The 18,090-nt window shown below is 71.9% G+C and carries 13 protein-coding genes; 9 read left to right on the top strand and 4 right to left on the bottom strand.

The features are described 5' to 3' along the window. Positions 1-63 precede the first annotated feature (63 nt). Positions 64-1,314, top strand: a complete 1,251-nt coding sequence (locus tag IF00_RS0100335) for a serine hydrolase domain-containing protein (RefSeq protein WP_037637300.1) — start codon at positions 64-66, stop codon at positions 1,312-1,314. Between the two features lie 93 nt (positions 1,315-1,407). Here the strand turns inward: IF00_RS0100335 and IF00_RS0100340 are convergent, their stop codons facing one another. Then, entirely contained in the window at positions 1,408-1,860 is a 453-nt protein-coding gene (locus IF00_RS0100340; protein ID WP_030312949.1) for an SRPBCC family protein, read from the bottom strand. Between the two features lie 181 nt (positions 1,861-2,041). Here IF00_RS0100340 and IF00_RS0100345 point away from each other — a divergent pair, with 181 nt between their 5' ends. After that, the gene (locus IF00_RS0100345) at positions 2,042-2,806 is read left to right on the top strand and encodes a hypothetical protein (RefSeq protein WP_030312950.1); all 765 of its coding nucleotides are present in this window, start codon (positions 2,042-2,044) and stop codon (positions 2,804-2,806) included. Positions 2,807-3,085: 279 nt separating this feature from the next. Further along, positions 3,086-7,165, top strand: a complete 4,080-nt coding sequence (locus IF00_RS0100350; RefSeq protein ID WP_030312951.1) for a bifunctional nitrate reductase/sulfite reductase flavoprotein subunit alpha — start codon at positions 3,086-3,088, stop codon at positions 7,163-7,165. Here the strand turns inward: IF00_RS0100350 and IF00_RS0100355 are convergent. Next, positions 7,119-7,958, bottom strand: a complete 840-nt coding sequence (locus IF00_RS0100355) for an ankyrin repeat domain-containing protein (RefSeq protein WP_078944473.1) — start codon at positions 7,956-7,958, stop codon at positions 7,119-7,121. The genes IF00_RS0100350 and IF00_RS0100355 overlap by 47 nt on opposite strands. 324 nt (positions 7,959-8,282) lie before the next feature. On the opposite strand from IF00_RS0100355, the gene IF00_RS0100360 reads away from it, so the two are divergent. The 3 genes from IF00_RS0100360 to IF00_RS0100370 all read left to right on the top strand — a co-directional run bounded on the left by IF00_RS0100360 (position 8,283) and on the right by IF00_RS0100370 (position 11,555). Further along, positions 8,283-9,371, top strand: coding sequence for a substrate-binding domain-containing protein (locus IF00_RS0100360; RefSeq protein ID WP_030312953.1), 1,089 nt, complete (start codon positions 8,283-8,285; stop codon positions 9,369-9,371). Between the two features lie 112 nt (positions 9,372-9,483). Further along, positions 9,484-10,269: an ATP-binding cassette domain-containing protein gene (locus IF00_RS0100365; protein ID WP_030312954.1), complete on the top strand. Its 786-nt coding sequence runs from the start codon at positions 9,484-9,486 to the stop codon at positions 10,267-10,269. After that, positions 10,266-11,555 (top strand): sugar ABC transporter permease, encoded by a 1,290-nt coding sequence (locus IF00_RS0100370; RefSeq protein WP_030312955.1) that lies wholly within the window; start codon positions 10,266-10,268, stop codon positions 11,553-11,555. Before IF00_RS0100365 ends, IF00_RS0100370 begins: the two co-directional genes overlap by 4 nt. Positions 11,556-11,585: 30 nt before the next feature. Here IF00_RS0100370 and IF00_RS0100375 read toward each other — a convergent pair whose 3' ends face one another. Next, positions 11,586-13,319, bottom strand: coding sequence for a BCCT family transporter (locus IF00_RS0100375; protein WP_030312956.1), 1,734 nt, complete (start codon positions 13,317-13,319; stop codon positions 11,586-11,588). Positions 13,320-13,526: 207 nt separating this feature from the next. Here IF00_RS0100375 and IF00_RS0100380 point away from each other — a divergent pair, with 207 nt between their 5' ends. From IF00_RS0100380 to IF00_RS0100390, 3 genes are all read left to right on the top strand, one after another. Continuing rightward, complete coding sequence (locus IF00_RS0100380) at positions 13,527-14,273, top strand: GntR family transcriptional regulator (protein WP_030312957.1); 747 nt, start codon at positions 13,527-13,529, stop codon at positions 14,271-14,273. 246 nt (positions 14,274-14,519) lie between these two features. Then, positions 14,520-15,818 (top strand): amidohydrolase family protein, encoded by a 1,299-nt coding sequence (locus IF00_RS0100385; RefSeq protein ID WP_030312958.1) that lies wholly within the window; start codon positions 14,520-14,522, stop codon positions 15,816-15,818. 131 nt (positions 15,819-15,949) lie between these two features. Beyond that, positions 15,950-17,323, top strand: a complete 1,374-nt coding sequence (locus tag IF00_RS0100390; RefSeq protein WP_030312959.1) for an amidohydrolase — start codon at positions 15,950-15,952, stop codon at positions 17,321-17,323. A gap of 86 nt (positions 17,324-17,409) precedes the next feature. On the opposite strand, the gene IF00_RS0100395 is transcribed toward IF00_RS0100390, so the two are convergent. Continuing rightward, positions 17,410-17,784, bottom strand: coding sequence for a VOC family protein (locus IF00_RS0100395; protein WP_030312960.1), 375 nt, complete (start codon positions 17,782-17,784; stop codon positions 17,410-17,412). Positions 17,785-18,090: the final 306 nt, after the last annotated feature.

Genomic DNA, 18,090 nt, shown 5'->3' on the forward strand with positions numbered 1-18,090 from the left:
GTCTCGCGCCGTCTGCGGAGTGTTCGCCCCGGGTCGCCCACCCGCCCGGACATAGTGCGGGGCATGACGCACACCCCCCTCTCGCCGCGCACGCGCACGCGTGCGCGGTCCCGCAGAGCCCTGCTCTGCGCCGCCCTCCTCGCCCTCACCGTCCAGACGACGGCCGTCGCGCCCGCGCTCGCCGAGGGCCCCGGCGGCCGCGGCCGATCCGACTGCGTGCGGACCGAGGGCCACCTCGACGGGAAGGCCCGCAAGGTCCTGGACATCACCCGCAAGGCCAAGAACGACCTCCGGCTGAACGCCGTGCAGGTGCGGGTCACGGTCGACGGGCGCGAGGTCCTCACGGACGCGCTCGGCGAGTCCATGACCGGCGTCCCGGCCGAGCCCGGCATGCACTTCCGCGCCGGCTCCGTGGCCTTCGCCCATATCTCGACGACCCTCCTCAAGCTGGTCGAGGAGCGGCGGGTCCGGCTCGACGACACCGTGGAGCGCTGGCTGCCCGACCTGCCCAAGGCGAACCGGATCACCCTGCGCATGCTGGCGTCCAACACCACGGGCCTCCACGACTACGTCACCGACCCGGAGTTCCTGAAGGAGCTGGTGGCCCACCCCTTCCGGGCGTGGACCCCCGAGCAGCTGGTCGCGTATCCCCTCCGCCACTCCTTCTGGTACGAGCCGGGCACGAGCTGGAGCTACTCCCACGCCAACTACGTCTACCTGGTCGAGGCACTGGAGAAGATCACCGGAGTACGGATCGACCGCCTGGTGAGGGAGAAGGTCACGGGGCCGCTGGAGCTGCGGAACACGCAGAACAACTTCACGCCCGACATCCCGCGCCCCGTCCTGCACGCCTTCACCTCGGACCGCGGCCTCTACGAGGAGTCCACGTTCTGGAACCCGTCGTGGACCACCGCGCCCGGCGCGGTGATCACCACCGACATCTGTGACCTGGCGCGCTCGGCGCATGCCATCGGCAGCGGCGAACTCCTCTCGCCCCGCTCGTACCGCACCCTGCTCGACCCGGGCACGGTCGGACTCGGCGGCGGGACGGCGACCTGTCCCGCGACGATCTGTCTGAAGCAGACCGAGGCGGCGCACTTCGGTCTCGGCGTCATCGTGGTCAACGGCTGGATCCTGCAGAACCCGTCGTTCTCGGGGTACGCCGCCATCCAGGCGTACCTTCCGTCCAAGCGTCTCGCCATCGCGGTCTCGGCGACGAAGACGGCGACCACGCCCGACGGCAACCAGGCCGAGGTGGTCGCCGAGCGGATCGCGGCCGCGCTGGCCCCGGGGGACCCGCTCGCGATCGACTGATCCCCGGGCCTCGCGGTCCGGACCGAGGCTCCGCCGCCCATCGGCGGAGCCTCACGGCCGCGGGCCCTCCGGCACGGCGACGGCTCCGGCGGTTCAGGAGACCGCGCCGCTCTCCAGGATGCCCTTGAGGGTCCGCTCGTCCTTGGGCATCTCCTTGCGCACATGCGGACGGACGACGAGCGGGACGAGTGCCTTGCCGATGCCGTGCCCCTCGAAGTCGAGGGAGAGCGTCACACGGGAGCGCTCGCCGTTGTCCAGTGGCTCGATCGTGCCCTGGATGTCGCCGCGCACGGACCCGTCGATGCCGTGCACGTGCCAGTGGCGCGGCGGGTCGAGCTCGACGACCTGCATGGTGGAGGTGACCTCCCGCCGCCCCAGCCGCCGCGTGACGGCGACCTTCGAGCCGACCGCGATGGGCTCGCTCCCCAGCTTGCGGACCGAGACCGCGCTCTCCTGCCACTGGGGCAGATGCGTCGGGTCGGTCACGTAGGAGAAGACATCCGCGGGCGTGCGGGAGATGTCGATGGATTCCTTGATGGCAGGCATGGTGCCCTCTTCATCCCCCACGTGGGCTTGGTGCTTCATACGAATCGTCCCATGGGCGCGGACCCGCCGCCACTGTCGAGGAACGGCCCGCCGCACCGATCTGAGTAGCGGTACTCATGGCCCGGAGCGGGGACCGGCGGGACCATGGCGCCAGGGTGTGAACGGGCGCGGAGGGGGCGGCGTGAACAAGGTCGTGGGTGTGTTCGTGGCCGCAGGGCTCGCGGTCGGCGCGCTGATTCTGGCGTACGCGGTGGGGGCGCCCCCCGCGACGGTGCTCGCCGTGGGAGGGGGTGTCCTCGGGCTGCTCTGGCTCCTGCTGCTCCTCACCGCTCCGTGGAACCTGTACTTCCGCGCGCACGCGGTCCTCGCCGAGATCGCGCTCAGCCGGGAGAAGGGCATCGCCGTCTCCGCCGAGCGGGACACCGAGGCACGGCGCATCGCGCGCGTGATGCTGCGGGCCGCCGTCGCCGGGCACGTGGTGACGGCCGGCGCGGCGCTCGCCGTGGCCGCGGCGACCGGCCGCGAGGCGGGCTACTGGTTCGCCGGGTTCTTCCTCCTCAGCACGTTCTTCAGACCGGCCGGGGCGTACTTCGGCCAACTGCGACGGAGGCTCGGCGTCCTGCTCAGGGACGTCGCGTTCCCGCGTGACGACGTGGTGGCGCTGACCGGGCGGGTCGCCGCCCTGGAGAACGGTGCCTCGGTGCTCGACGGCAAGGCGGAGGAGCAGTACCGGGCCCTCGCCGAGCTGCGCCGTACGGTGGACGCCGTCGCGCTCTCCTCGCATCAGCGGGCCGACGAGACCGACCGGAGGATCGCGGCGCTGGCGCGGGAGTTCGAGTCGACGGTGAACCGCCTCACCGACAACGAGGAGATCATCACCGGCCTGAAGGCCTTCCTTCGGCTGCTGCGCGCCACCGACGCCGCCGGCGGCTCCGCCGCTTCGTGACGTCGGGTCTCGCGCGTGGGTCCGGCTCGGCACCGGCACCACGCGGGCTTACCCCTGGTTCTCACACCGCGCCCGGGACCGCTGTGTGACCGGTGTTACGGACCAAGATCCGCCGGGTTGACACAGGTGTAACGGGCATTTCGTACGGTCGGGGCTCGAACGGTTCCACAGAGAGGCGCCCCGGTGACCCGACAGGACACGCCGACCCCCCGGGCCGGTACGGCCGGTACGCCCGACCGGGTGCGGACCGTCTGCTCGTACTGCGGTGTGGGATGCGGCATGCTCCTCGACATCGGCACCGGGCCGCACGGGCGCCGCACCGTCCTCAAGGCGACGGGCGACAAGGACCACCCCGCCAACCGGGGGCGCCTGTGCACCAAGGGCGCCACCACCGCCGACCTGCTCGCCGCCCCCGGACGCCTGACCACCGCGCTCGTACGGGAGGAGCGCGGGGGCGATCCCGTTCCTGCCGACACCGACCGGGCCCTCACCGAGACCGCGCGCAAGCTGCGCGCGATCGTCGACGAGCACGGGCCCGACGCCTTCGCGCTCTACGTCTCCGGCCAGATGAGCCTGGAGGCCCAGTACCTCGCGAACAAGCTCGCCAAGGGCTTCATCGGCACGAACCAGATCGAGTCCAACTCGCGGCTCTGCATGGCGAGCGCCGGCACCGGCTACAAGCTGTCCCTCGGAGCCGACGGCCCGCCCGGCTCGTACGACGACCTCGACCGGGCCGATGTCTTCCTCGTCATCGGCTCCAACATGGCCGACTGCCACCCCATCCTGTTCCTCCGCATGATGGAGCGGGTCAAGGCCGGGGCGAAGCTGATCGTCGTCGATCCCCGCCGCACCGCCACCGCCGACAAGGCCGACCTCTTCCTGCGGATCACGCCGGGCACCGACCTCGCGCTGCTCAACGGGCTCCTGCACCTGCTGCACGAGAACGGCCACACCGACCCCGGTTTCGTCGCCGCGCACACCGAGGGCTGGGAGGCGATGCCTCCGTTCCTCGCCGACTATCCGCCCGCCGCGGTCGCCCGTATCACCGGGATACCCGAGGCCGACATCCGTACCGCCGCCGAGTGGATCGGCACCGCGGGCGAATGGACCAGCTGCTGGACGATGGGCCTCAACCAGTCCACCCACGGCACCTGGAACACCAACGCCCTGGTCAACCTGCACCTGGCCACCGGAGCGATCTGCCGCCCCGGCTCGGGCCCCTTCTCCCTGACCGGCCAGCCCAACGCGATGGGTGGCCGCGAGATGGGTTACATGGGCCCCGGCCTCCCGGGCCAGCGCTCGGTCCTGGTCGCCGAGGACCGGGCCTTCACCGAGGAACTCTGGGACCTCCCGCCCGGCACGATCCGCGAGGACGGCTCCGGGCAGGGCACCGTCGACCTCTTCCGGCGCATGGCGGACGGCGAGATCAAGGCCTGCTGGATCATCTGCACCAACCCGGTCGCCTCCGTCGGCAATCGCGCCACCGTCGTCGAGGGCCTGCGGGCCGCCGAACTGGTCATCGCCCAGGACGCGTTCGCGGACACCGAGACCAACGCGTACGCGGACGTCGTCCTGCCGGCCGCCCTGTGGACCGAGACCGAGGGCGTACTGATCAACAGCGAGCGCAGCCTCACCCTCACCCGGCCGGCCGTCGACCCGCCCGGGGAGGCGCTCGCCGACTGGCGGATCATCGCCCGTGTCGCGTGCGCGATGGGATACGAGAAGGCGTTCTCCTACGACAGCGCCGAGGAGGTCTTCGAGGAGATCCGGCGCGCCGGGAACCCCAGGACCGGCTACGACCTGAGCGGAGTGTCGTACGAGCGGCTGCGCGACACCCCCGTCCAGTGGCCGGCCGCGAGCGGAGGCCCGGCACGGAACCCGATCCGGTACGTGGCGGGGAACGGCGAAGGGCGAGGGGCGGGCCCCGTCTTCCCGACGGCGAGCGGCCGGGCCGTCTTCCACGCCCGGCCGCACATCGACCCCGCCGAAATGCCCGACGACGCCTTTCCGTTCGTGCTCAACACCGGGCGTCTGCAGCACCAGTGGCACACCCTCACCAAGACCGGGAAGGTTCCCAAGCTCAACAAGCTCGACCCGGCGCCGTTCGTCGAACTGCACCCCGAGGACGCCGCGCGGCTCGGCATCGCGGAGGGCGACCCCGTGGAGATCGCCTCGCGGCGCGGCAGGGCCGTGCTGCCCGCCGTGGTCACCGACCGGGTGGCGCCGGGGAGTTCCTTCGCGCCGTTCCACTGGAACGACCTCTTCGGCGACGACCTGTGTGTCAACGCCGTCACCAACGACGCCGTCGATCCGCTCTCCTTCCAGCCCGAGCTGAAGCTGTGCGCGGTGGCACTGACGAAGGCGGCGGTCCCGGCGCCGACGATCGCGGCGGTCGCGGTGCCGGCCGCGCAGGCCCCGGTGGTCCCCGTGGCCCCTGTGGTCCCGAACGTGGTCATCCCGAGCGGCGGCCCGCAGCCCGGTCCCGCGGCCGCCTTCGGCCTCGCACCCACCCCACCGCCCGTCCTCTCCGCCGAGGAGCGGCAGTATCTCGTCGGCTTCCTGGCCGGTCTGGAGTCGGGCGTGCCCGGAGTGCCCGTCCTGCCGCCCGGCGCCCCCTTCCGGGAGGATCACGCGCAGTGGGTGAACGGGGTGCTGGCCGGCCTGTACTCCCGCGCGCCGCAGACCGTCCCCGCCGACGACGCGAGCGCGGCCGGCCGCGAGGTCGTCGTGCTGTGGGCCTCGCAGACCGGGAACGCCGAGGACTTCGCGGCCGCCACCGCAGAGCGCCTCCTGTCCGCGGGCCACCGGGCCGCGCTCGCGGGCATGGACCAGACCGACCTCACGACGCTGCCGCCCGCCGCCGACCTGCTGCTGATCACCAGCACCTTCGGGGAGGGGGACGCGCCGGACAACGGTTCCGGCTTCTGGGACGCGCTGGCCGCGCCCGACACCCCGCGCCTCGACGGTCGCCGCTATGCCGTGCTCGCCCTCGGGGACTCCTCGTACGGCGACTTCTGCGGGCACGGGCGGCGCCTGGACCATCGCCTGGACGAGCTCGGGGGCGTCCGCCTGGCACCCCGTACCGACTGCGAACCGGACTACGAGACCTCCGCCCTCGCCTGGCTCGACCAGGTCCTGGCCGGACTGTCCGACGGGCCGAAGGCCTTGTCCGCGGCACCCGCTCACGCCCCCGCCGCCGTCCCCGCATCCGCTCCCGCCCCCTCCCCGGCCCGTCGCTCCGGCCCGGCCACCACCCCCGCCCGGCTCGTCGGCAACCGGCTGCTCAGCCTGCCGGGCGCGGGCAAGGAGGTCCGGCGGTTCACCTTCGACACCAGTGAGAACGGGGCGCCGCTCGGCTATGAGAGCGGCGACGCGCTCGGCGTGCACCCCGTCAACTGCCCGGAGCTCGTGGCCGAATGGCTGGCCGTCACCGGTCTCGACGCGGACGCCTCCGTGGACCTGCCCGGCCAGGGCAGGGTGCCCTTCGGCGAGGCCCTCCGCCGTCACCTCGACATCACCCGGGCCACGCCCGCGCTCCTCGGCTTCGTCAGCGAGCGGACCGGCGACCGCGACCTCAAGCGACTCCTCCGGCCCGACAACAAGGACGGACTCGCCCAGTGGGCATGGGGCCGACAGGCCGTGGACGTCCTGGGCGAGCACCCCGTGCGCGCCGCCGCGCAGGAGTGGGCCGAGATCCTGGGCCGCCTCAGGCCGCGCCTGTACTCGATCTCCTCAAGTCCCCTCACCGACCCCCATCAGGTGTCCCTGACGGTCTCCGTGGTCCGCTACGAGAACCGTCGCGGCCTGCCCCGCAAGGGCGTCTGCTCGCCGTTCCTCGCCGATGCCGAACCCGGCGCCCCCGTCCCCGTGTTCGTCCAGCGCGCCCCGCACTTCCGGCCTCCCGCCGACCCGTCGACCCCGATGGTGATGGTGGGGCCGGGCACGGGTGTGGCGCCGTTCCTCGGCTTCCTCGACGAGCGCCGGGCGCTCGGCCACCGGGCCCCGAACTGGCTCTTCTTCGGCGAGCAGCACCGCGGCACGGACTTCTACTACGAGGAGGAGCTCACCGCGCTTCTCGCCGACGGCACTCTCGACCGACTCGACACCGCCTTCTCCCGCGACCAGCGCGCCAAGGTCTACGTCCAGGACCGGATGCGCGAGCACGGGCCGCAGCTGTGGTCATGGCTCCAGTCCGGCGCGCACTTCTACGTCTGCGGCGACGCGGCCCGGATGGCGAAGGACGTGGACCGCGCCCTGCGCGACATCGCCGTGACGCACGGCGGGCTCGACGAGGAGGCGGCGGGGGTGTACGTCAAGCAGCTGGCCGCCGACAAGCGGTACGTGCGCGACGTGTACTGAGGCCCTCGACCGGGGCGGTGACCGCGCTCACCCGCCGTCGGCCGCCCGGCGCTCCGCGGCCGTCCGCGCCCCCCCGTTCCGTCAGCCAGCCGACGACCTCGTCCGCCTTCTCGGCGCGGGCGATGTCGAGCGGGGTGAGGTCGTCCCAGCCGATCCGGTCGATGTCCGCGCCGGATTCCAGGAGCCGTGCTGCGACGGCGAGCCGGCCGCCCTGGCAGGCGCCCCAGAACGCCTGGGTGATCTCCTCCGTCGAGGGGGCGGGGCCGGAGGCGAGACGGGCCTCGACACGGTCGAGGAGGCCGAGGGTCGCGGCGTCCTGGAAGGTGGGGCGGGCGCCGAGTTCGAGCAGTCGGCGAGCCGCCCGCCACTGCCCGAAGGCGCGGGCGTCGGCCAGCGGCGTACCGCCGGCGATGACCCCTCCGTCGGCCTCGATGTCGGCTCCGGCGGCGACGAGCGCGTCGATCATCGGGACGTCGTCGTTGCTCGCCGCCCAGTGCAGGGGCGTCTCCCGATGTGCTCCGGCGAAGCGGGCGTCCGGGTCGGCCCCGGCCTGGACCAGGACGGCGACGGTCTCCGGGCCTCGCGGCCGATGACCGGGCCAGTCGGTGGCGAGGTGCAGGAGGCTGCGGCCGCCGGGGCCGCAGCCCTCCCGGTCCTCGACGACCCGGGCGCCGGCCAGGCCGGGATGCCCGGCGAGCAGCCCGCGCAGGGCGTCGAGGTCGCCGGTGACGACGGCCTCGGTGACGGCGACGGCCACCGGATCCCGGGAGCTGAGCGTACGCGGATTCGGCATGCCGCCAGGGTGCCGCACCGGGGCGGGCGGTGCACGGACCGGGTCCTGCACACCGGCCCGCGGAACGGGTCCGGTGACCGCGCACGGGACCGGGGGCGACGCGGCCGCGCGCCAGGGCCCCGACCTGCGCGGCTGCGTCCGGGTGCGGTGCGCACCGGCCCGACCTGCGGTCCCGGGGCCGGGGTGGTACGGCGGCCTTGCCGCGCCGGTTCACCCGCTTGCCGGTCCCCAGCTTGCCGCTAATGTCGATATATAGGCCACATGTGCATCCTCCATCCCGCACTCACGAGGCGTCGGGAAGGCGGAGTACGGAAGGAGCCTCCCATGACCCGTACATTGCGGGGCGCGATAGCCCTCGCCGGAGCCACCGCACTCTGCCTGGGCGCTGTGGCGACCAGCGGGGCCGCCCAGCCGGGAGCGGCGTCGGCTCGGCAGGACGTGAAGATCGGCCTGCTGCTGCCGGAGAGCAAGACCACGCGGTACGAGAAGTTCGACCGGCCGTACATCGAGGCCAAGATCAAGGAACTGGCGCCCGACGCCCAGATCGACTACTACAACGCCGCCGAGAGTGCGACGACCCAGCAACAGCAGGTGAACACGGCGCTCGCCAAGGGCGACAAGGTCCTCATCCTGGACGCCGTGGACGCCAAGTCGATCCAGTCCTCCGTGCAGAAGGCCCATGACGCCGGCGTGAAGGTCGTCGCTTACGACCGCCTCGCGCAGGGTCCGGTCGACTCGTACGTCTCGTACGACAACCGCAAGGTGGGTGAGCTGCAGGGCCAGGCGCTCCTCGACGCGCTCGGCGACAAGGCCGACAGCGGGCAGATCGTGATGCACAACGGGTCGCCGACGGACCCGAACGCGGCGGAGTTCAAGGCCGGCGCGCACTCGGTCCTGGACGGCAAGGTGAAGATCGGCAAGGAGTACGACACGCCGAACTGGGACCCGAACAACGCCAACCAGCAGATGTCCGGCGCGATCAGCGCCCTGGGCAAGGACAACATCGTCGGCGTGTACTCGGCCAACGACGGACTGGCCGCCGGTATCGCCACCGCCCTGAAGGCGGCGGGCATCAACGTGCCGCTGACCGGCCAGGACGCCCAGCTCGACGCGATCCAGCGGATCCTGCTCGGCACCCAGACGATCACCATCATGAAGCCGTACAAGCCGGAGGCGGACATCGCGGCCCAGATGGCGGTCGACTTCGCCGAGGGCAAGCCGCTGCCGTCCGATCTGGTACCCACCACCGTCACCAGCGGCAGCGGCCAGAAGGTCCCGGCCAACCTGCTCACGCCGGTCGTGGTCGACAAGACCAACATCAAGGACACCGTCGTGAAGGACGGCCTCTACACGGTCCAGGAGATCTGCACCCCGACGTATGCCGCGGCCTGCAAGGAGGCCGGCCTCCAGTAGCGGCGCGACGTTTCCGTCCCGGGCGCTTCGGCCCGGGACGTCCCGCCCGGGCGACTGCCGTCCCGGCGGGGCTCGGACCCGTGCGAGCGGGCGAGCGGAGGAGGCGGTTCCTTTGCCGGAGTCACCCGTGCTCACACTCCGGGGCATCTCCAAACGGTTCGGCGCGGTCCAGGCGCTCAAGGACTTCGATCTGGACGTCCACCCCGGCGAGGTGGTCGCGCTGGTCGGCGACAACGGCGCCGGCAAGTCCACCGCCGTCAAGTCGATCGCCGGGGTGAACCCGCCCGACGAGGGCGTCATCACCTGGGAGGGCAAGCCGGTCACGATCAGCCGGCCGCACGACGCCCAGAACCTCGGCATCGCCACCGTCTACCAGGATCTGGCGCTGTGCGACAACCTCGACGTGGTCGCCAACCTGTTCCTGGGGCGGGAGTTGCGCCGCTTCGGCGTGCTCGACGAGGTCCGCATGGACCAGCGGGCGCGCGAGCTCCTGGAGACCCTCTCCATCCGCATCCCGAGCGTCCGCATCCCCGTGGCCTCGCTCTCCGGCGGCCAGCGCCAGACCGTGGCGATAGCCCGCTCGCTCATCGGCTCGCCGAAGGTCGTCATCCTCGACGAGCCGACCGCCGCGCTCGGGGTGGAGCAGACCGCGGAGGTCCTCGACCTGGTCGAGCGGCTCCGCGAGCAGGGCCTCGGCACCATCCTGATCAGCCACAACATGGTGGACGTGATGGCGGTCGCCGACCGGATCGCGGTGATGCGCCTCGGCCGGAACAACGGCTTCTTCGACAAGCGCTCGACGACTACCGAGGAGATCATCTCCGCGATCACGGGAGCCACCGACAGTGCCGTCACCCGTCGCCAGGCCCGTAAGCGGGAGCAGGAGGAGGACCGATGAGACGCGACCGAGGCCGCGGCCCCTCCGGCGCCGACGACACCGGCCAGGAGCCGGCACCCGGTGCCGTACCCGCCGTCGACACCCGTCTCCTCGTCCGCGAGGAGGGCGTGAAGGGGTACGTCGACGAGTTCCGGCGCAAGCTGCGCAGCGGCGAACTGGGTTCGCTGCCCGTCGTGCTCGCCGTGATCATCATCTGGACGGTCTTCGGCAGCCTGAACAGCACGTTCCTGTCGGCCCAGAACCTGTCCGACCTCAGCCAGCAGATCGTCGGCACGGGCATGATCGCGGTCGGGATCGTCTTCGTCCTGCTGCTCGGCGAGATCGACCTCTCCGTCGGCTCCGTCAGCGGTCTGTGCGCCGCGATCTTCGCCGTCCTCAACGTCCTGAACGGCATGAACGAGTGGCTCGCGCTGCTCGTCGCCATCGCCGGCGGCGCCGCCGTCGGGCTCATCCAGGGGTTCTTCTTCGCGAAAGTCGGCGTACCGGCGTTCGTGGTGACCCTGGCGGGCAACCTCGCCTGGAACGGACTCATGCTCCAGGTGCTCGGCACCAGCGGCACGGTGAACATCCCGAGCGAGAGCATCGTGTCCAAGCTGTACTCGACGATCTACCACAGCCCGGCGGCCGCCTATGTGACGGCGGCCGTCGGAGTCGGGCTGTTCCTGACGGCCTCGCTCCTGGACGCCGGGCGTCGCCGGAAGGCCCGGGTGCCGTTCCGTCCGATCGCCGAGATCGTCCTGCGGACCGTCGTGATCGCGGCCCTCGCCTTCGCCACGGCGTACATCCTCAACCAGTACCAGGGGCTGCCGCTGGCCCTGCTGATCTTCCTGATCGTGCTGGTGCTGCTGGACTTCGTGCTCCGGCGCACCACGTACGGCCGCCGGATCTTCGCGGTCGGCGGCAACATCGAGGGCGCGCGCAGGGCCGGCATCAGCGTGCCGTTCATCCGGATGTCGGTCTTCTCGATCGCCGGGACCATGGCGGCGGTCGGCGGCATCTTCCTCGCCGGCCAGATCCAGTCCGCGAGCCAGACCTCCGGCGGCGGCAACCTCCTGATGAACGTGATCGCCGCGGCCGTCATCGGCGGCACGAGCCTCTTCGGCGGCCGCGGCACCGTCTGGTCGGCGCTGCTCGGTGCGCTGGTGATCGGCTCCATCCAGTCGGGCATGAACATCATGGGCGTGAGCAACGCCGTCCAGTTCATGATCACGGGCTCGGTCCTGCTGGCCGCGGTGGTCGTGGACTCCCTGTCCCGCCGCACCCAGAAGGCGGCGGGCAGGGCGTGACCGGCCGGCCGTGGCCGGTCGGCGTGGGGTTCAGGGCCCGTCGGTGTCCTGGGTGCCGGGGCCGATCCTCAGCTCGAAGTCGCCGTCGTACTGCTCGTGGCCGGCGATCACGGCGAGTTCGACGACCTCCACACCCACCTCGCCCCGGACGATCAGCGGGTCCTTGCGGAGGTCCCGCATCAGGGCCACGCACATGCCGATCATCACCAGGACGAACGGTGCCGCCACCAGGATCGTGAGGTTCTGGAGGCCCGCGAGGGCGTCGCCCTGGCCGTCACCGATGAGGAGCATGATCGCGGCGACCGCGCCGGTCACGACGCCCCAGAACACCACCACGGGGCGGGTGGGGTCGAAGGCGCCGCGCTGGGAGAGCGTGCCCATGACGATCGAGGCGGCGTCCGCGCCCGACACGAAGAAGATACCGACGAGGACCATCACGAGCAGGCTCATCGTGCCGGTGATCGGGAACTCCTGCAGCACACCGAAGAGTTGCCCCTCAGGGGTCGTCTCGCCCGCCAGATCGCCCTGTTCGCTGAGCTTCATCGCCGTACCGCCGAAGATGGCGAACCACACCAGGCTGACGGTGCTGGGCACCAGGATGACCCCGCCGACGAACTGGCGGATCGTGCGGCCCCGGCTGATCCGGGCGATGAACATGCCGACGAACGGCGTCCAGGAGATCCACCAGGCCCAGTAGAAGACGGTCCAGCTGCCCAGCCAGTCATGGATCTCCGCGCCGCTGGTCGCCTCCGTGCGGCCGGCGAGCTGCGGCAGGTCGTCGATGTAGGCGGCGATCGACGTGGGCAGCAGGTCGAGCACGATGATGGTGGGGCCCGCGATGAACACGAACAGGGCGAGGACCCCGGCGAGCACCATGTTGATGTTGGAGAGCCACTGGATGCCCTTCTCCACACCGGACACGGCCGAGAAGACGAACGCCACGGTCAGTACGGCGATGATGGCGACGAGCAGCCCTGTGCCGGTCTTCTCCATCCAGCCCAGCTCCTCGAAGCCGCTGCCGATCTGGAGCGCGCCCAGACCGAGCGAGGCCGCGGAGCCGAACAGCGTGGCGAAGATGGCCAGGATGTCGATGACCCGCCCGGGCCAGCCGTACGCCGCCTTCTCGCCCATCAGCGGGACGAACACGGCGCTGATGGTCTGGCGCCGCCGCCGCCGGAACGTGGAGTACGCGATGGCGAGGCCGACGACCGCGTAGATCGCCCACGGATGCAGCGTCCAGTGGAAGAGCGTGGTGGCCATGGAGGTCTGCATGCGTTCGGCCGAGTCCGCGGGATGGGTACCGGGCGGCGGAGTGCCGTAGTGGGCGAGGGGCTCGCTCACCCCGTAGAACATCAGGCCGATCCCCATGCCGGCACTGAACATCATGGCGATCCATGACACCGTCCGGAACTCCGGGCCCTCGCTCTCCTGGCCGAGCGTGATCCGGCCGTAGCGGCTGATGGCCAGCCAGAGCGCGAAGACGACGAAGCCGGACGCGGCCAGCATGAACGCCCAGCCGCCGTTGCGGATGAGCCCGTCGAGGAGGTCGCTCGACACGCTCTCCAGGCTGTCCGTGGCCGTGGCGCCCCAGACGACGAACGCCACCGTGAGGACGGCGGTGACACCGAACACGATCCGGTCGGTACGGGCGCGATGGTGGTGGTCGGGGCGGCCCGGGAGGTCCGCCGTCACCGGCAGCCCTTCCCGCCCGCCCCGTTCGGCGCCTGTTCGGCGACCGTCCGGCCCCTGATCTTCCTGCGACACAGATGGCACCTTTCACGCGCAAAGCGGTATTCCATCACAAAACTGACGAAGTCTCTGTAAGGCAGTACCACAGTCGGGGCCGAACCGCGCGGACCAACAGACCCCGGCGGCTTGACCGGTGGCCGTCCGCGGGCCGACGTATCCTCGCCCCGGGCACCCCGAACGGGGGACGGACAGCAGCGCGGAGCAGGGAAGAGGTCGGGGCGAGTGGCGGACGGACGACGGACCGGGTCGGCGGCCACGGACGACGGGACCGCGAGCGCGAGCCCCGAACCGGGAACGGGCTCGGCCCCCTCCGCCACTGCGGCCCCCTCGTCGATCCCGCTGAGCACGCGTGCGCGTGAAGCGGTCCTTCAGCGCATCGTGGACCGGCGGTACGCCCAGGGCTCCCGCCTCGTCGAGCGCGAGGTCGCGGAGGAGCTCGGCATGTCGCGCGTGCCGGTGCGCGAGGCGCTGCGCGCCCTGGTATCCGAGGGCCTCCTGGAGCTGCTCCCGCACAGCGGCGTACGCGTCCGACGCCTGGAGCGCGCCGACGTGGAGCATCTGTACGAGGTGTGGGAGCCGCTCACGATCCAGGCGGCACGGCTGGCCGCGCGGGCGGGCGCGGCCGGCGACACCGAGGGGCTCGCCACCCTCGAAGCGGCCCTGCACCAGGCCGAGTCGGCGGCCGCCGCGGACGAGGCGACACGCGAGGTGGCCGCCCACACGGCGTTCCACGAGAGCATGGTGGCCATGTCGGGCAACCCGCTGCTGGCCCGCACGATGGAGCAGTTGAGCTGGCAGCTGCGGCTCGTGTTCGGTCTGCGCGAGGAGCCCGCGCACATGCGGGCCCAGCACGCCGAGATGTACCGGCACATCGCCGCGGGGGACGCGGAGGCGGCCGCGGCGAGCACGCTGCTGCACGTGCGGGACAGCAGGGCGGTGGCACTGCGGTCCCTCTTCGGCGAGGCCTGAGGGCGAGGGCGAGGGCGAGGGCGAGGGCGAGGGCGGGGGCGGGGGCGAGGGCGGCCGAGCGCCGTACACCATTCGTATACCAAGTCGCCCGATCGCGCACCCTCCATGCGTCGAGATAGGGATGAACCCGGCCAAAAACGCCCCGGAATGGGTGTTTCCGATTCCCTGGATCACCACCCTTGTCCGTCGACTCCTGCTTGGTATACAAAACGGGGAAGCCCTCGGCCCACTCCCCAAGGAGCACCCATGTGCGTCGAAGCCACCCCGCCGCCCTCCAGCAAGCTGACCCGCCGCGGCGTCCTCGCCGGAGCGGCCGCCCTCGCCGGGACCGTGGCCGCGGCGGGACAGGCGACCGCCGCCGGCACCGGCGGCGGAGCCGCTTCCGGTCGCCGCGCCCCCGCCACCACCGCGCGCGTGGGACACCTCGTGATCCAGGGCGGCACTCTTCTGGACCCGGCCACCGGCGAGGTCACCGAGGACGCCCTCGTCGTCATCGAGGACGGCACCGTCCGGGCCGCCGGCCGCCGGGGCGGCGTCACCGTGCCGCAGGGCGTCGAGGTGCTCGACGCACACGGCCGCTGGATCCTGCCGGGCCTGGTCGACGCGCACATCCACCTCAGCACCGCCGCCGAGGCACGCGACGCCGTCCGCAAGGGCGCGACGAGCGCACGCAGCGGATCGACCTCCTTCTACCAGGACATCGCCGTCCGCGAACTCGCCCGGCACAGCCCCTCGCTCGCCCCGCGACTGCAGGCCGCCGGTGTGTTCGTCACCCCGACCCTGGGCGACACCGTGCTCGCCGACCCCGATCTGACCCCGCTCGCCCGCCTCAAGGACGGAGTGCGCTCGGCGGAGGCACTGCGGCGTGTGGTGGAGGTGAACCTCGCCCGCGGCGCGGATGTGATCAAGACCCGGGTCAACGAGCGCGCCGGGCTCCCGGAGCAGGACCCGCTGGCCCAGGTCTACTCGCGCGAGCAGCTCGCCGAGATCGTGTCGGCGGCCCGTCGGCGCGGCAAGGGCGTCCTCTGCCACAGCTACAGCGAGCAGGGCTGCCACGACGCCGTCATGGCGGGCATCCGCTCCCTGGAGCACGGTGCGTTCGTCGGTGAGCGCACACTGCGCGAAATGCGGCGCCGCGGAACGTACTTCACGCCCACCCTCACCGCGATCGCCGGACTGGCGGAGTCCTCGGACCCGATCCTCGCCGAGCGCGGACGCACGTACCTCCCGATCCTGAAGCGCGCGGTCCTCGCCGCGCACGAAATCGGGGTCCCGCTGGCCGCGGGCACCGACTCGTCGGGCGGGGTGGTGGACCCGATCGGCGGTGAGGTCGAACTGATGCGCTCCGCGGGCCTGTCACCCCTGGACGCGATCCGCACGGCGACCACGGGCGCGGCCCGTCTCCTGGGCCTCACCCGCACGGTCGGCCGCCTGTCCCACGGCTACGCGGGCGACGCCCTCCTGCTGTCGGGCGACCCGCTGGCGGACCTGTCCGTGCTGAAGCGCCCGGCAGGGGTGGTACGGGCGGGAGTCGTGGCGGCCTGAGACGCCCCGACCCTGCGGATCCCCCGCCTCCCGCTCAACCGGCATCGCCGCTCATCGGACACGCGGCGCGATCCGTGCCGCCTGCCCTCACCACGACAACCTCGCCGCCCCGCCCCCGACAAGGAGTCCCCATGCAGTCGCCCTCGTCCTCGAACTCGTCCTCTCCCGCCTCCCCCGGCGCGCTGTCCCGTCGCACGATGCTGGCGGGAGCCGCGGCGCTGGCCGGCGCCACGGCCACCGCTGCGGCCACGGCCGGGCCCGCGACGGCAGCGGCCCCGGTCTCCGTCGAAACGCCGGATTCCCGCGCCGCCTCGGGGCGCAAGGCGAGGACGGTCGTCTTCCGCGATGTCCGCCCGTTCGGTGCGGCGAAGGCCAGGGACCTCGTGGTCGTCGACGGCCGCGTTTCGGACCGTCCGGCGCCGCACGGCGCGAAGGTCGTCGAGGGAGGCGGCCGGATCGCGCTGCCGTCGCTGGTGGACGCGCACATCCACCCCGACAAGACGACCTGGGGCGGCTCGTGGGTGTCGCGGCGGCCGGCGAGCGCGATCGCCGACTACGTGGCTCAGGACGTGGAACTGTTCCGCAGCCAGCGGCGCCCGGTGGTCGAGCGGGCGTACGGGCTGATGTCGCACGCCGTGTCCCGGGGCACGCGCGGCATGCGCGCCCACGCGGACGTGGCGCCGGCCTACGGCCTGGCGGGGGTGGAGGGCGTGGCGGAGGCGCGTGAGCGGTTGCGTCACGCCCTCGACGTCCAGATCGTGGCCTTCCCGCAGCACGGGGTGATCCGGACGCCGGGGACGGCCGCGCTCCTGGAGAAGGCGGCGCGCGAGGGTCTCATCGACATGATCGGCGGCATCGACCCGATCGGCTTCGACAACGCCCTCGACGAGCAGCTGGATGTCGTGTTCGCCATGGCGGACCGCCATGGCGTGGGCGTGGACATCCACCTGCACGATCGCGGGGAGAAGGGCATGAAGGCGATGCGCGGCATCGTGGACCGCACGCGGGCGCTTTCCCTCGCAGGGAAGGTGACGGTAAGTCACGTGTTCTGCCTTCCGGGCCTGACGGACCGTGAACTCGGTTCCATCGCTGCCGACTTGGGCGACCAGGACATCGCCCTGACCACGGTCGCGCCGTCCGATTCGCTGGTCCTGCCGATCGCGCGCCTGCGGGAGCACGGGGTGCGGGTCGGGCTCGGGTCGGACGGTGTGCGTGACTCGTGGAGCCCGTTCGGGAACGCCGACATGATGCACCGGGCGCACATCCTCGGCTGGGTGACGGATGTACGTCTGGACGACGAGTTGAGGGACTGTTACGACGTCGCGGCGCACGGGGGCGCGGACGTGATGGGCCTGACGCACGCGGACTTCGCGGCCGGCGCCCCGGCCGACTTCGTTCTGGTCCGCGGCGAGTGCCTGCCGCAGGTCGTCGTGGACATGCCTCGCCGCGACATGGTGGTGCACGGCGGTGTCGTGGTGGCCCGGGACGGCGAGTTCCTGGCCTGATCGGCGAGACACCCCCCGAGGGCCGGCCGGGCACCACACAGGTGCCCGGCCGGCCGCACTCGGCTTGACCGAGCGGCCGACCCCTCCTACAGGTACGGCCGGGTGATCAGTTCGAACGCGTGGCCGCCCGGGTCCTTGAAGTAGACCCCGCGGCCGCCGTGCTCGTCGTTCGTCTCGCCGGGACGCTTCATCTGGGGGTCGGCCCAGTGCTCGACGCCCTGGTCGCGGAGTCGCCGGTACGCCCGCTCGAAGAGCTCGTCGTCGACGAGGAAGGCGTAGTGCTGCATCTGGATGTCCACCGGGGGTTCGGCGAACTGGATGAGCACGCCGTCGGCCAGCTGAACGTTGACGAAGGGACCCCAGGACGGCGCTTCGGGGAGTTCCAGCAACTCCCGGAAGAACCGCGCCGACTCGTGGCGGTCCTTGGCGGCGATGATGGTGTGGTTGAACGTGACTGCCATGTGGATGACCTCGCTGTTGATTCGACACGAAAAGGACTCATCGCAGTGCCGGAGCACTGGGGGTCCGCGTGCCGAACCGTGGGGGTGCTTTCGACGCACCCACGGAGCGATCAGTCGTCCACCGGATGGCCCGTCTGTGTATGGCGTCGAATCGCCGGTCCGGTGTTCACGTCGAAGGACGCTACTTGATCAATCCCGCACTGACAAGCGGATAGAACGTCCCGGTACCGACCCTTCCGTCGGACCACGACGGGCCGCGCCGGCGCGTCGTGGCGGGCGGGGAGGTCGTGCGCGGAGCCTTGCCAC

Origin of the sequence: Streptomyces flavochromogenes, assembly GCF_000717595.1 — a bacterium.
GTDB lineage: Bacteria > Actinomycetota > Actinomycetes > Streptomycetales > Streptomycetaceae > Streptomyces > Streptomyces flavochromogenes.